The sequence below is a fragment of the Candidatus Planktophila versatilis genome, assembly GCF_002288345.1.
GTDB classification, from domain to species: Bacteria; Actinomycetota; Actinomycetes; order Nanopelagicales; family Nanopelagicaceae; genus Planktophila; species Planktophila versatilis_A.
The window spans coordinates 740572-755240 of the sequence record NZ_CP016781.1; the positions used below are offsets into that span (position 1 = coordinate 740572).

General features: G+C 49.6%; 13 protein-coding genes. 9 read left to right on the forward strand and 4 right to left on the reverse strand.

The window, feature by feature from the left end:
* Positions 1 to 54: 54 nt before the first annotated feature.
* The 3 genes from A1sIIB142_RS03765 to A1sIIB142_RS03775 are packed head-to-tail and all read left to right on the forward strand — an operon-like array spanning position 55 to position 3032.
* Positions 55 to 1842, forward strand: coding sequence for an AMP-dependent synthetase/ligase (locus A1sIIB142_RS03765; RefSeq protein WP_095694145.1), 1788 nt, complete (start codon positions 55 to 57; stop codon positions 1840 to 1842).
* 3 nt (positions 1843 to 1845) lie between these two features.
* A complete protein-coding gene (locus A1sIIB142_RS03770; RefSeq protein ID WP_095693739.1) occupies positions 1846 to 2418 on the forward strand; it encodes a sensor histidine kinase in 573 nt (190 codons plus the stop codon).
* Positions 2415 to 3032 (forward strand): response regulator transcription factor, encoded by a 618-nt coding sequence (locus A1sIIB142_RS03775; RefSeq protein ID WP_095693740.1) that lies wholly within the window; start codon positions 2415 to 2417, stop codon positions 3030 to 3032. Before A1sIIB142_RS03770 ends, A1sIIB142_RS03775 begins: the two co-directional genes overlap by 4 nt.
* On the opposite strand, the gene A1sIIB142_RS03780 is transcribed toward A1sIIB142_RS03775, so the two are convergent.
* Positions 3025 to 4182 carry a glycosyltransferase family 4 protein gene (locus tag A1sIIB142_RS03780; RefSeq protein WP_095693741.1) on the reverse strand — a complete coding sequence of 386 codons (1158 nt, stop codon included), beginning with the start codon at positions 4180 to 4182 and terminating at the stop codon, positions 3025 to 3027. The genes A1sIIB142_RS03775 and A1sIIB142_RS03780 overlap by 8 nt on opposite strands.
* A complete protein-coding gene (locus tag A1sIIB142_RS03785) occupies positions 4182 to 5192 on the reverse strand; it encodes a C40 family peptidase (protein ID WP_223299163.1) in 1011 nt (336 codons plus the stop codon). Before A1sIIB142_RS03785 ends, A1sIIB142_RS03780 begins: the two co-directional genes overlap by 1 nt.
* Before the next feature lie 92 nt (positions 5193 to 5284).
* Here A1sIIB142_RS03785 and A1sIIB142_RS03790 point away from each other — a divergent pair, with 92 nt between their 5' ends.
* Positions 5285 to 5776, forward strand: coding sequence for a dihydrofolate reductase family protein (locus A1sIIB142_RS03790; RefSeq protein ID WP_095693743.1), 492 nt, complete (start codon positions 5285 to 5287; stop codon positions 5774 to 5776).
* Here the strand turns inward: A1sIIB142_RS03790 and A1sIIB142_RS03795 are convergent, their stop codons facing one another.
* Positions 5777 to 6619 (reverse strand): DMT family transporter, encoded by an 843-nt coding sequence (locus A1sIIB142_RS03795; protein ID WP_095693744.1) that lies wholly within the window; start codon positions 6617 to 6619, stop codon positions 5777 to 5779. It lies immediately after the preceding gene.
* A gap of 71 nt (positions 6620 to 6690) precedes the next feature.
* On the opposite strand from A1sIIB142_RS03795, the gene A1sIIB142_RS03800 reads away from it, so the two are divergent.
* The 5 genes from A1sIIB142_RS03800 to A1sIIB142_RS03820 are packed head-to-tail and all read left to right on the forward strand — an operon-like array spanning position 6691 to position 12802.
* Entirely contained in the window at positions 6691 to 7275 is a 585-nt protein-coding gene (locus A1sIIB142_RS03800; protein WP_223298119.1) for a DUF3000 domain-containing protein, read from the forward strand.
* Entirely contained in the window at positions 7250 to 8557 is a 1308-nt protein-coding gene (locus tag A1sIIB142_RS03805; protein WP_223299164.1) for an HRDC domain-containing protein, read from the forward strand. Before A1sIIB142_RS03800 ends, A1sIIB142_RS03805 begins: the two co-directional genes overlap by 26 nt.
* Positions 8558 to 8612: 55 nt before the next feature.
* Positions 8613 to 9434, forward strand: coding sequence for an iron uptake transporter permease EfeU (gene efeU / locus A1sIIB142_RS03810; protein ID WP_095684803.1), 822 nt, complete (start codon positions 8613 to 8615; stop codon positions 9432 to 9434).
* Between the two features lie 57 nt (positions 9435 to 9491).
* Positions 9492 to 10691 (forward strand): thiolase family protein, encoded by a 1200-nt coding sequence (locus A1sIIB142_RS03815; protein ID WP_095674930.1) that lies wholly within the window; start codon positions 9492 to 9494, stop codon positions 10689 to 10691.
* Positions 10691 to 12802: a 3-hydroxyacyl-CoA dehydrogenase NAD-binding domain-containing protein gene (locus A1sIIB142_RS03820; protein ID WP_095693745.1), complete on the forward strand. Its 2112-nt coding sequence runs from the start codon at positions 10691 to 10693 to the stop codon at positions 12800 to 12802. The genes A1sIIB142_RS03815 and A1sIIB142_RS03820 overlap by 1 nt, the downstream gene beginning before the upstream one ends.
* Here the strand turns inward: A1sIIB142_RS03820 and dxs are convergent.
* Positions 12741 to 14657 (reverse strand): 1-deoxy-D-xylulose-5-phosphate synthase, encoded by a 1917-nt coding sequence (dxs, locus tag A1sIIB142_RS03825; protein ID WP_095693746.1) that lies wholly within the window; start codon positions 14655 to 14657, stop codon positions 12741 to 12743. The genes A1sIIB142_RS03820 and dxs overlap by 62 nt on opposite strands.
* Between the last annotated feature and the right edge of the window lie 12 nt (positions 14658 to 14669).

Sequence of the window (14669 nt, forward strand, 5' to 3'; positions counted from 1 at the left end):
ATTATTTGAATTGAATCTTTCCAATCTATGCCTGACCCAGATAGCGTTAGAGCCATGAATTTAGTCGCCACGCCCGCCATTATTCCCGCTGCAACCAGTGGAAACCTCACTGATCTCATCGCCGACCGTGCAAGAACCGAACCAGAGCGAATCACAATCTCGCGCCCGCTTGGCGATGGTTGGCAACCAATGACTGCGCTAGAGCTGGAAGCGGAGATTCGCTCAACTGCAAAAGGTTTAGTTGCTGCCGGAATAGCCGTTGGAGATCGCGTGGCAATCATGGCACGTACGCGTTATGAATGGACCGTCTTAGATTTTGCAATTTGGTATGCCGGTGGCTCGGTAGTTCCTATCTATGAAACATCCTCTGCCGAACAAGTGCAATGGATTCTAGAAGACTCTGGAGCTGTTGGTCTCATCGTTGAAACTCCACTCTTGAAAGAGTTTGTGACGCCCGTTCTTCCGGCTCACACAAAACATATCTGGGTGATGACAGAAGATGTCCTTTCGGGTCTGCGTAATTCAGGTGCGCATATTACTGATGAAGAAATCCAACGACGTAGAAGTTCGTTAGAACCAACCACACTTGCAACCCTAATTTATACATCTGGAACAACTGGGCGTCCAAAAGGTGTGCAAATTACTCACTCAAACTTTCTAGCCGAATGTGGAAATGTCGTAGAAGCGGCAAGTGATCTCTTTAAGAAGCCAGGTGGCTCCACTCTGCTCTTCTTGCCGGTCGCACACGTCTTTGGTCGAATGGTTCAAATTGGTTCCATCCATGCCGGACTTCACCTGGCACATTGCAGTGATCCGGTAGGCCGGCTGCCGCAAGATTTAGCATCCTTTAAGCCAACCTTCGTACTTGCTGTGCCTCGCATCTTTGAAAAGATTTACAACGGCGCCGAAGCCCGGGCAGAGGCTGCAGGCAAGGGAAAGATATTTAGAAAAGCTGCCGATGTTGCAATCGCATATAGCCAAGCACAAGATAAAGGTGGGTTTAATCCGCTACTTACTCTTAAGCACGCTCTCTTCGACAAGCTTGTATTTTCAAAGATTCGTGCTGGTATGGGTGGCGCAGTTGAAGCCGCTATCTCAGGTGGTGCACCACTCGGTGAACGACTCGGGCACTTCTATCGGGGAGCAGGGATTACAGTTCTAGAGGGTTACGGACTCACTGAAACAACTGCTGGAGCTACGTTAAATCTCACTCACTCTCTTCGCGTGGGTTCTGTCGGTAAACCAATTCCTGGAACTTCGATCAAGATTGCAGATGATGGTGAAGTTCTAATCAGCGGACCAATCGTGATGCGCGGATACTGGCAGAACGATGAGGCAAATGGTGAAGTCTTTGATGGTGCTTGGTTTAGATCTGGCGACCTTGGTCGCCTAGATGAGGATGGCTATCTCTATATCACCGGGCGCAAGAAAGAAATCATTGTGACTGCCGGCGGTAAGAATGTCGCACCGGCTGTGCTTGAAGATCGCCTGCGCGCTCATCCACTGGTCAGTCAGTGCATGGTTGTCGGTGATAACCAACCATTCATCGCATCTCTGATAACTATTGATCAAGATATGCTCAAAGGCTGGATTGCAGCCAATGCTAAAGCTGGCGCAACTATTGAAACGCTACGAAATGATCCCGATTTAATTGCTGTCATTCAAACCGCAGTTGATGAAGCAAATAAGGCTGTCTCCAAGGCTGAATCCATTCGTAAGTTTACAATTCTGCCGGTTGATTTCACTATTGCAGGTGGGCAGCTCACAGCAAAGCTTTCGCTTAAGCGTCATATCATCGCCCAGCAATTTGCTGCGGAAATTTCAGCGCTCTTTACGAAGTAATTTGTGAACGCCCATACTTCTGAGCAGTTACGAGTTGCTCGGGAGTTACATGATGGCATCGCCCAGGATTTAGTGGGATTGGGCTATCAGCTCGATCTCATCCTGTCAGACTCGCAGTTAAGTGAACTCTCACGAAATCAGGTTCGAGCCTCACGTTTACATATTGATTCTCTCATCATCAAAGTTCGCAATGAGATTCTTGAGCTGCGAAAAGACTCTGCAGAACCTTTCCACCTTCAGCTGCAGAAATGTGCACAAGAGATTTGTAGTGGAATTGAAATTTCATTTGACGTTCAAGCTGTTGCCGTTGATTCCTCAGCGCAGGGTGAGCTATTGGCAGTGGCGGCAGAGATCCTTCGAAATATCGTTGTCCACTCTGGGGCTACCCTCATTCTCATTAATCTCTACTGGGTCAATAATCACACATGTCTAGAGATAAGTGACAACGGAAATGGTGGCGCTGTGATGAAAGAAAACCGCTGGGGGCTACAAGGAATCACAGAACGAATTCGTGCTCTCAACGGAAGCTGGATCATTGAAGATAGAGGCGGCACTCATATTTCAATCTCGGTATGAGCACATCAACACGAGTTCTGGTCATTGATGACCACGCCATCGTTCGAGCAGGTATCTGTGCCGCGTTAGAAAGACGAGAAGATTTCACCATATTTCAAGCGGCATCAAAGTCAGAGGCGTTTGCACAAATGGCTAAAGTTAATCCCGATGTGATTGTTGTTGATATCAACTTACCCGATGGAAGTGGTTTAGAGATTGTTTCTTGGGCACGTTCGATTTCACAGACGATTGCAATCATAGTTTTGACACTCAATGAACACGATGACTTTCTTCTCGCTGCCATGAAGGCTGGCGCCTCGTCATATCTGAATAAATCTGCGCCACTTCTTGAAATTCTGGCTGCAATAGATCACTCTTTAGTTGCACCGCTTACCTTCTCAGCTCGTGAGACTGTGAAAACAGTAGAGCGAAAGCGGGATAAATTTGATTTATCGCAGCGCGAACTACAAATTCTTACGCAACTTCATAAGGCTGCCCCTGTTGCAGAGCTTGCCTCTTCGCTATTCATCACAGAGGCAACGCTAAAGACGCATCTTTCCAGCATCTATCGCAAATTAGATGTGCATAGTCGCCTGCAAGCGATTGAAAAAGCACGTGTAGCCGGGCTCACTTAAGTAATTGATTAAACCGCTCTGACCACATCTGCCATTGCCACTGTTCAATAATCCATTGCCGTCCGCGTATTCCTAGTTTCTGCGCTAGTTCATTATCTGTAAGTACTTTCACGAGCACCTCGGCAACCTCATGTGCTGATGTTCCATCGACAGAGAAGCCCGTTTCGTCTTGCAAAATAGCATCAGGTGCTCCCCCGGAAATTCCACCAATGACAGGCAAGCCACACGCACTTGCTTCAAGGTAAACAATTCCAAGTCCTTCAACCTCAAGCCCAGCAAGGCGAGAACGAGATGGCATAGCAAAGACATCACCCACGCAGATGTATCTCGGTAGCTCCGAGTGCTGAACGCGACCCACGAAAGTAACTCGATTCTCTAAACCCAAATTCTTTATCCGTTTTTCAAGTTCCTTTTTGTATGGTCCCTCGCCAATGAAGAGCAGGTGCACATCAGCAATAGATGTGATGATCTCTGGCATCGCCGCAATCAAGACATCTTGTCCTTTTCGGTGCACCAGGCGCCCCACGCTGACAATTACTCTCTTATTACCAAGCCCTAAACTTTCCCGAAGTTCTCGGGCATCACTACGCGGTGTGAAATGATCTGTGTCGATTCCTGGTGCAATACGAACTAGCTTTGCGACATCGCCAGGAGCTAACGCCTTGGCGATTTCTCCTCGCGTGAAATCTCCTAGATAAGTTAGTGAGTCAACTTCGCGCCCAATGCGGGCAATCGCCCTTGAAAATGGCCAGAGTCTGGACCACCAAACTTCATGTCCGTGGGTGAGTGCAACAATTTTCTTCACCCCAACTCTACGAAGTCCCGGGGCAAGAAGTGCCAAGGGGGCGGCTGCGCCAAAGAAAACAGATTTGATATCGCGCACACGAACTAACTTTCTTATCTTCCTTCCCACCCGAAACGATGGAAGTAATACCTTAGAAGGATCTCGAATCACTTCAACGCCATAATCACGTAGCCACATCGCATCAAAGGGCGCAGAACCCGCCTGGGATGCGGTGTAGACAATGACTGAGTTCTTAGGCAAGCGCTGAACTAATCCAATGATAAAAGTTTCGATACCTCCGGCACGAGGTCCAAAGTCATTAGTGATACAGAGTATTTGTGGATGTTCTAATTTATCTTCAAGCATTAGAACCGGCGTATTGCGACCAGCCGCTTACGTCCCATATCGGTCGTTGCAACTTTCACACGCGATCCGGAACGAGGTGCATGCACCATCTTGCCGCCACCTAGATAAATTCCAACGTGCGAGACTGGCCTGCCGAAGAACATTAAATCTCCTGGCTTCTTTTGACTAAAAGGAATTGATTTACCCATACGAGATTGCGCCGCTGAAGAATGTGGAAGTGAAACTCCGGCCGTTTGGTATGCGCGCATCGTTAATCCTGAGCAATCCCAGTAGGTCAACCCGTCGGCACCGAATACGTACTTGTCGCCAATTTGTTTAAAAGCGAATTTAATTGCAAGCCCAGCACGGCCTGATACCCCGGCCGCACTCCTTGCCGCTTTCAACGAAGAAGCTTGGTCGGCATCCTCACGCTCTTGCGCCAACCTCGCTAGTCGCTCGCGATCCTCCTTCTTTAGTTTTGCCAATATTGATTCTGCCTTAGCTAATTTGGCTGTTGCTAGCGCGCTCTTCTCGGCCAACTTTTTCTGCAACGCCTTTACCTGAGCTAGGCGATCACTGACTGTGAGCGAGGTGGCATTGAGTTGCTGTTCCGCTGATTGAAACTTTCGTAGCTGAATTCCTTTTTGTCGCGTGATTGCTTCTAGCGAGCCCGCAGATGAGAGATAGAGCGAAGGATCCGATGAGAAGAGCAGTTCAAGGCTCTGACTAATCGTTCCAGATTTGTACTGATCGATAGCAATCGCACCCAAAGTCTTTGAAATCGCATCCACCGTCTTTGCTTGGATTTGCGCTTGTGCCTGAATGCCGGCAAGGCTTCGGGTGAGTGAATTTAATTTAACCTTCGCTTCTTGCGCACCTTCTGCCGCAGAGGTCGCTTCCTCTTCATATCTAATGACCTGCGCCTGAACTTGCGCCAGCGTTTGGGCTGCCTGCGAGGTGGGCGCCTGAATGATGGAGAGAAGAATGGCTACAGAGGTGCCCCATGTGGCAGCGCTCATCGGTTTGTTCATGTTTCAAAGGCTAATGCCCCTCATCGCTGATTTTCAATTTTAAGCGTGGAATATCCATGATAATCGTGTGAGAAAAAGAATATTCTCCGCTCATGGCTGTGATCGCAACGCTGGTAGTAGGCGCAGATGGCTCGACCACAAAAGGTGGAACTTCGCAGGGGGTCACCAGTGGCGCCGATCGCGCGCAATTTCTTGAACATCGCAGATTAGCTGATTGCATCTTCATCGGTGGCAACACTGCGCGCACTGAGCCATACCTTCGCACTCCAGTTCCGGTAGTGGTGATTTCACATCAACTAGATAATCCATTAGCGAGTAATCCACTGGCTCACCTATGGAACCTTTCACCGGTAGCCGGGCTAGTGAAAGCAATAGAGACTTTTGGGCCTCGTATTCATGTTGAAGCCGGGGCAACAATGATCAGTGAACTTATTGCCGCCGGCCAAATTGACCAACTGGAACTGAGTATTACCAGCGTCACCGGCGGAGAAATGAGAGTCGATATTGATGCGCTATTGGAAGTCTTCACAACACGGGAAGAGAAAGTAATTGATGGGACGAGATTCATCTCAGCATCGAAGTAATTAAAAGACGGAGATAATACAAACTCCTAGGACTGCAAAAATTATTCCGAAATACTGAACCTTGTGCAATCTCTCATGAAGAAATAAGAAGGCCAGTAACGAGGTCGCTATCGGATAGAGCGCACCAAGCACCATTGCAATAGAGACTAACCCCTTGGTTGTCGCAACCCCCAACAGCAAATTCGCCACAAAATCTGCGACTCCGATAAAGATGAGCACTGGTAGTTCAGGCTTGCCTAATCCACCAACGTGGCGATAACGAAGAAAGAGTGTGATCCCAACAAGCAGGGTCGTAGTGCGCATCGTTGTCATGGTCATCAGCGCACTGCTCTCGGAACCAATTGCCATACAGACCAGTGCACTACCAAAGAAGATGGCCGCACTTACGGCTAAGAGGACTGGCTTTAAAGGAAGGCCTTGCGAAACTTCCGGACCACTTGCCAGGAATCCACCGAGCATGGCAATGAATACCCCAATACTGACAATCGTAGATAGCTGATCACCTTTAACGAAGAGCGCGTAGCCAAGTGGAATCAATGCGCTCAGGGAGCTAATGGGTGAAACAACTCCCATTCGGCCAGTTGCAAGTCCGGCATACAAACAAATGAGTCCGAGATAACCAAAAATGCCGGCACACATTCCAGGTAGTAAATATCCCCCGCTTCCAAATGGCTCTGCATCCCAACTGCGACTGACAAGAACGAGTACAACTCCAGTAATAAAGCCAATTGCCTGAGTAACGGCTAGAACTGCGATCGTTGGAAATTTCTTACTTAATCTGCCAGCGTGATAATCGGCACTTCCCCATAAAACGCTCGAGAAGAGAGCGAGGATGCTGGCCATGAGGGCAGACTCTACCGGGCTATCGGCTTAGCCTCCCCGGTAAACCGCAGGTCAAACTTTAGAATTGAGCAGTGAAGTCGCCAATCGCCTTTAATGAAATGATTGAACTTCTTCGTACCTTCACTCCTCGAGCAGAGATTATTCTGGAGGAAGTTCCGGCGCCACAAAAGTTGGCCACATACTCATTTGCATTCACAGCAGATATTTCAAATGGCCTTACGGGTGATGCTGAGAATGAAATTGCATCAGGACGCTTTGTGGTCTTACACGAACCAGGTGGACAAGAAACCTGGGAAGGTGACTTTCGCTGCGTGACTTTTATGCGAGCCGACGTTGATAGCGAAATGCAAGAAGACCCGCTGCTGCCTGAAGTTGGCTGGAACTGGTTACTTGATTGCTTAGGTGCAACGGGCGCGCAATTCAACGCACCGAGTGGAACCGTCACTCGAGTTTCCAGCGCCTCCTTTGGAAAGTTATCTCCTCGCAATAGCGATTCCGAAATTGAGATCAGAGCTTCGTGGACTCCACTTCTTTCTCAGATTGAAGAAATCTTTCCGCACGTGCAGGCCTGGTGCAATCTCATGACGGAAGTCGCCGGATTGCCACCGCTTCCAGAAGGTGTTGCCACAATTGGTTCAGCAAGACGTCGTGCCTGAAGAAGAACAGACGCCGGCCGCTATCGCCTTACTGCATCCCGCAGAAGGAGTTCCAGCAATCATCGAAACCGAGGAAGCATTTGATGCGGCGCTAGCCGCACTTGCGACAGGGGTCGGACCATATGCATTCGATGCCGAACGTGCCTCTGGTTTTAAATACAGTGCGCGCGCATATTTGATTCAGATAAAACGCACAGGGGGCGGCTTACATCTGATCGACCCTATTCCATTTGGTCCTGGTCATCGTTGTTTTGCCGAACTTAATAATTTGATTGCCAGTGAAGAAGTTATTTTGCATGCAAGCACGCAAGATCTGCCTTGCCTGCGTGAATTAGGCATAGAGCCACAAATTCTCTTTGATACCGAACTTGGCGGACGTATTGCTGGCCTTGCTCGCGTTGGTCTAGGGCCACTTTTGGAATCATTGATGGGAGTATCGCTAGCCAAAGAACATTCAGCAGCTGATTGGTCTAAGCGCCCATTGCCCGAAGAATGGCTTAACTACGCAGCACTTGATGTGGAACTTCTCGTGGAGCTGCGCAATAAAGTCCACGCACTCCTAGTTGATGCAAAAAAATGGGAATGGGCCGAGGAAGATTTTGCCGCAATCATTTCTGCTCCTGCGCCGGCCCCTCGTATCGATCCATGGCGTCGCACTTCTGGAATGCATAAAATTAAGAAGCGACTGCAGATGGCGATAGTGCGCGAGTTATGGCAGGCCCGTGATGAGATTGCGCGGGGCGCAGATGTCTCACCTAGTCGATTGTTATCTGATGCCGCGATAACCGAGTTGGCGCAGAATGCCGAGAAGTCACCTATTACAAATCGTAAACATTTGGAGAAGATCCTGCGCCCCTTAGGTCTGCGAGCGCGCTGGTTAGAGAATGCAGCCACCTGGATTGCCTCAATCACCACTGCAATGGAGTTGCCAGAAGATCAGTGGCCAGAAGCACGTTCTAAAAGCGACACCTTGCCGCCGATTAAACTCTGGCGCGAACGTTTTCCTGAAAAATTCATCCCGCTCTCCCATGCTCGCTTTAACCTTGCTGCCAAGGCCGAAGAGCTTTCGATCCCCCTTGAGAATCTGATTAGCCCGGAACTCGTGCGCCGCATCTGTTGGTCGCCTCCCCTAGACAGCTCTGTGCTGGAGGCGTTGCAGGCACTCGGCGCCCGTCGCTGGCAGGCCGAGATAGCTGCTCCCGTCCTTGAGGCAGCCCTTTTGGAGACCGTCGCCCTGGAGCTGCCCGAGGCTGAACCCACCTCGGAGTCGGCTGAAGAGTGATGAATTACGCAACACATAAGTTGCGTAAATATCGGGAGTCAATTATTCTCAATTCATGCTCAGTACATTCATAATCGCCCTTCGCGAAGGGCTGGAAGCTTCACTCATAGTCGGAATTTTGGTTGCCTACCTAGTTAAGACTGGGCGCCAGCGCCATTTGCGCGCACTCTGGAGTGGTGTGGCAGTTGCGATTGTTGCCAGTCTCGCCTTTGGCGCATTCCTGTCCTATACCTCAACTGAACTTTCATCACGCGGGGAAGAGCTTTTTGCAGGAACAACCTCTTTCATAGCTGTTGGCTTTGTTACCTGGATGATCTTCTGGATGAAGCGTGCTGCCCGTGGACTACGTAATGAACTGCAAAACAAGGCCGAATCAGCGATTGGTGCGGGTTCTCTCGCACTCGCACTTGCAGCGTTCTTCGCTGTTGCTAGAGAAGGTCTGGAAACATCGCTCTTTTTATACACTAACTTTAAAACCGCAGGAGCAGTATCGACTGCAACTCTTGGCTTAGTGCTCGGATTAGCCCTCGCTGTAGGACTTGGAATAGGGATCTATAAGAGTTCTATCAAACTCAATCTCGGAAAGTTCTTCACTTACTCTGGTGTGGCTCTCGTAGTTGTTGCAGCTGGAGTTCTTTCCTACGGAATTCATGAGTTCCAAGAGTTTGGAATTCTGCCGGCCCCCGATGCATTCGTCTGGGATGTCACTTCATGGATGCCAAAGGAGTCACTCGTTGCCGGGCTCTTGGCCGGAACTATCGGCTTTGACACCACAACATCATGGCTACAACTAGCCGGATGGCTCACCTACATTGGCTTGACGCTGAGGTTCTACCTCGCCCCTGCCAAGAAGGTAAACACTCCCGCCAACGCGTAGCGCTTTTTTCTACTGGCGAGTAACCTAGCTTCATACTCACCAGGTAAAGGAAGTTCTATGACATCCCAGCTCCATAGCGTTGTCCTCGTTGATGCAGTGCGCACTCCATTTGGAAAAGCGGGCAGCATGTATTCAGGAACTCGCGCAGATGACTTAATGGTGCGAGCGATGCGCGGGCTACTCGAGCGCAATCCCCAACTCTCCCCCGAACTCATTGACGATGTTGCCATCGCGGCGGCAACCCAGACTGGTGATCAAGGAATGAATATTGGTCGCAGCGCCTCCCTCCTTGCTGGCCTTCCGAAAACTGTTCCTGGCTACTCGATCGACCGCTGGTGCGCCGGTGCACTGACTGCAACAACCACCATTGCCGGCGCTATTGCGATGGGCGCAATAGATATTGCAATCGCTGGCGGTGTTGAACATATGGGAAATCATCCAATGGGTGAACTCATGGATCCTAATCCGCGTTACCTAGCTGAGAAGCTGGTGGAACAAGATGCACTTGCCATGGGAGCAACGGCAGAACGCTTGCATGATCGCTTCCCACATTTAACAAAAGAGCGGGCAGATACCTATGCCTTTAATTCTCAGATGAAAACAGCGAAGGCATATGCAGATGGAAAGATTCAGCGGGATCTCATACCAACGGCAGCCCGTCATCCTGAGACTGGTTGGGGTATCGCAACTGTTGATGAATCACCTCGCCCCACAACAACTATTGAAGGTCTAGCTGGACTGAAAACTCCTTTCCGCCCAGCAGGTCGGGTCACTGCCGGAAACTCATCTGGTCTCAACGATGGCGCCACTGCAGCGTTGCTCGCAAGTGAAGCTAAAGCAAAAGAACTTGGACTTTCCATTAAGGCCCGGCTAGTCACTTTCGCCTTCGCCGGCGTTGAGCCAGAAGTGATGGGATATGGACCGGTTCCAGCAACGATCAAAGCACTTAATAAAGCTGGACTTAAGATTGAAGATATTGGAGCCTTTGAAGTCAATGAAGCATTTGCCGTGCAAGTACTGGCATTTCTAGATCACTTTGGAATTGCAGATGATGATCCGCGTGTGAATCCTTACGGGGGCGCCATCGCTGTTGGCCATCCACTTGCCTCATCAGGTGTGCGCTTGATGCTTAATTTAGCTCGCACATTTGAAGAGAAAACAGATGTCCGTTACGGCATTACAACGATGTGTATCGGATTAGGAATGGGTGGAACTGTTATTTGGGAAAATCCACATTACACAGGAGGGACTAAGTAATGGCTACCGCAATTACCCTTCCGGAAGGTGCGCCGGAAGAAGTCATTACCCAATCACTAGTGCGCGATGTGGATCTCACACCATTTGGCTTTAAGGGTGCACTTGCCTTAATCACACTTGATAACGGACTCGATCACACTCGCCCCAACACCCTCGGACCACAATCACTGTTGGCCTTAGATGCTGCAATCACTGATGCCGCCGCTCGTACACCTGCTGCGATTGCAATCATTGGAAAGCCATTTATCTTTGCCGCTGGCGCTGACCTTTCAGGCCTGGCATTTCTTAATACCCGCGAGCAAGCAGTGGCCATTGGCAAGCTGGGCCACGATGTTTTTCGGCGTTTGGATGAAATCGGTATTCCCACCTTCGCTTTTGTTAATGGACTAGCCCTCGGTGGCGGACTAGAAATAGCGCTGCACTGTAATTACCGCACGCTTGCCACCACCGCATTTACCGCGCTACCAGAAGTATTCCTCGGACTCGTTCCAGGGTGGGGCGGTGCGACCATTCTCCCTAAGCTCATTGGACCAGAACGTGCGGTGCAGGTAATTATTGGTAATTCACTCAATAACAACACCATGATGAAAGCAAAAGATGCGCTGGCACTCGGTGTTGTTGATGCCGTCTATGAACCGGCAGATTTCTTAGAAAAATCGGTCTCCTTCGCAGCTCGCGTATTAAATGGAGCGCAAAATATTGAGCGAAAAGATTATTCAGCAGACCCAGCTTGGGATGCTGCACTCTCTGCTGGTCGCGCAACTGCGTTAAAGAAATATGGTGGAGCAGAAATGGCATCACCTACAAAGGCGCTAGAGCTCATCAAAGCTGCCAAAACCAATTCTCGTGGTGCTGGTTTTGATGCCGAAGATCAAGCGCTGGCAGATCTGACGATGTCAGATCCATTACGTGCCTCTCTCTATGCCTTTAATGTCATTCAAAAGAAGCGCAAGAAGGTGGAAGGAGCACCAAAACCAGCGCTAGCACGAAAGGTTGCTCGAGTAGGAGTTGTCGGTGCTGGCCTGATGGCTTCCCAACTAGCGCTGCTTCTTCTTCGCAACCTTAAATGTCCCGTTGTCATGACCGATATTGACCAAGCGCGCGCTGATAAAGGTGTGGCGTGGGTAAAGGCTGAATTAACTAAGTTGGTCGAGAAGAAGCGCATGAGCGCAGAATCTGCCGCGCGTCTTGCCTTGCTGATTAGCGGTTCTGCAGACCAAAGCGTCTTTGCTGGTTCTGACTTTGTCATCGAAGCAATTTTTGAAGAGCTAAGACTTAAGCAAGAACTCTTCAAAAAATTGGAGAAGATTGTTGGACCAGAATGTGTGCTGGCCACAAATACCTCATCGCTATCAGTTCAAGCCATGAGCGAAGGGTTAGAACATCCAGAGCGAGTAGTTGGTTTCCACTTCTTTAATCCAGTTGCGGTGATGCCTCTTCTTGAAATCGCTCGCACAACCCATACCGATGATGCAACTACTGCAACTGCCGTCAGTATTGGCAAAGAGTTGAAAAAGACGATGATTATTTGCAAAGATGCTCCGGGCTTTGTCGTTAACCGTCTACTCACACGCTTCATGGGAGAAATCACCGACGCAGTTGATGAGGGAACTGATCCGCAGGTAGCTGATAACGCGATGCGCAGCATCGGCTTTCCTATGTCACCCTTTGAATTGTTAGGTCTTGTTGGTCCGGGAGTTGCTGTGCACGTTGCCGAAACCCTGCATGCAAATCTAGGACCGCGATATCGCATCTCCCCCACAATGCAGGCGATGGTCAAAGAAGGCGTAAAGACTTTCTATCTCAAAAATGACGATGGCACATTTAGCGCCAACCCGGCTGCTCTTGCCCTGGTTCACAAAGGTGATGCGCCATCAACAGCTGAACAAGTACGACTTCGTGCACTCAAAGCGTTAGCGGAAGAAGCGCGGATGATGCTTGATGAAGGTGTGGTTTCTAGCCCGGCAGAGATTGATCTCTGCATGTTGATGGGAGCCGGTTGGCCGATGCACTTAGGTGGAATTTTGCCGTACTTAGATCGCGAGGGAATTAGCGATTCTGTGTGCGGTCAACGTTTTCATGCTCCGGGAATTGCATCTCTTCCACAGTAGAGTTCCATGCGACGATGTCGCGTGAAATCCGCTGGGCGTTAATTCCAAGGTCATCAAGTATCTCTGATCGCTTTGAGTGCTCAATAAACTCAAGCGGAATGCCAATGCTGTGAATAGCAACGTTCAGGCCTGCCTCGCGAAATTCTTCCGAGATTGAACTTGCAATTCCGGCGCGCTTGATGCCATCTTCTAGAACAACAACGCTCTTATAGCGACGTGCCATAGTAATGAGTGACTCTGGGATTGGCTTCACCCAGCGCGGATCAATCACTGTCACACCCACACCTTCACGGTATGCCTGTGAGGCGGCTTCAACTGCAATTGCTGCCATGGCACCGATACTGACAAGAAGCACGTCAGCGCTTTCTCCTCGGTAGAGCACATCCACACCATCGCGACGTTCGAAGGCCGGAATATCTCTGGTGACTGCACCTTTCGGAAAACGAATTGCAGTAGGTGCATCACTGACTTCGAGTGCTTCGCGCAAAGTTTCACGTAGTCGCGCGGCATCACGCGGGGCGGCTACCCGCATTGTTGGAATTATTCCGGTGAGTGCTAGATCCCAGATTCCGTGATGAGAAGGTCCATCATCGCCGGTAACTCCAGAACGATCGAGTACAAAAGTGACACCGGCCTTATGGAGTGCAACATCGAGTAAGAGTTGATCAAAGGCGCGATTGAGAAATGTTGAATACACAGCAATGACAGGGTGAAGACCAGTAAATGCCAGCCCCGCAGCACTCGTGACAGCATGTTGCTCAGCTATTCCCACATCGATAGTGCGCATCGGAAACTTCTCTTGGAACTTATCTAGGCCAGTAGGCCCAAGCATTGCCGCTGTGAGGGCAACAATATCTTCGCGCTCTTCACCGATTGCGAGCATTTCCTCAGAAAAAACATTGGTCCAGCTGGTTGTTGACTTGCCAAGCGGAGTTCCGGTCTCGGGATCAACAACGCCCACGGCGTGGAACTTCTCAGCCTGATCTTCAATTGCAGGTTGATGACCCTTACCTTTTTCAGTAATCACATGAACTAATACTGGTTGACCAAATTCTTTTGCCTGGGTCAGTGCCCGCTCCATCGCAACTAAATCATGTCCGTCAATAGGGCCAACATATTTAAGACCAAGATCTTCAAACATTCCTTGTGGCGCAATGATGTCTTTGATCCCCTTCTTCATTCCGTGAAGAGTTTCATAAATTGGATTTCCAACAACCGGGGTCTTTGTTAGTACCTCTTTGCCCCAATCAAGGAACTTCTCATAGCCACGAGTCACCCGAAGAGTTGCCAGATATGTGGCTAGGCCGCCAATAGTTGGTGAGTAAGAACGTTCGTTGTCATTGACAATAACGACAAGATTTCGATCATTTGACGCTGCAATGTTATTAAGGGCTTCCCATGACATTCCGCCAGTAAGTGCACCGTCACCTACAACTACTACCACGCTACGATCGATTTGATTGGTGATGGCAAATCCACGAGAAATTCCATCGCCCCATGAGAGTGCGGTAGAGGCATGTGAATTTTCAATCACATCGTGTTCACTCTCGGCGCGGCTGGGATATCCGGCTATTCCGCCACGTTGGCGCAGGCCATCGAATTGATCAGCGCGCCCGGTAAGAATTTTGTGAACATATGATTGATGACCGGTATCAAATAGAACTACATCTTTTGGAGAATCAAATATCCGGTGGATTGCAATCGTGAGTTCAACAACGCCAAGATTGGGTCCAAGGTGGCCACCAGTCTTTGAAACTTTGGTGATAAGAAATTGGCGAATCTCGGCGCTGAGTTCATTCAGCTGCTCATAGGAGAGCCCTTGAAGATCGGCCGGGCTCTTTATCGTTTCAAGCATCGGCCCAGTCTA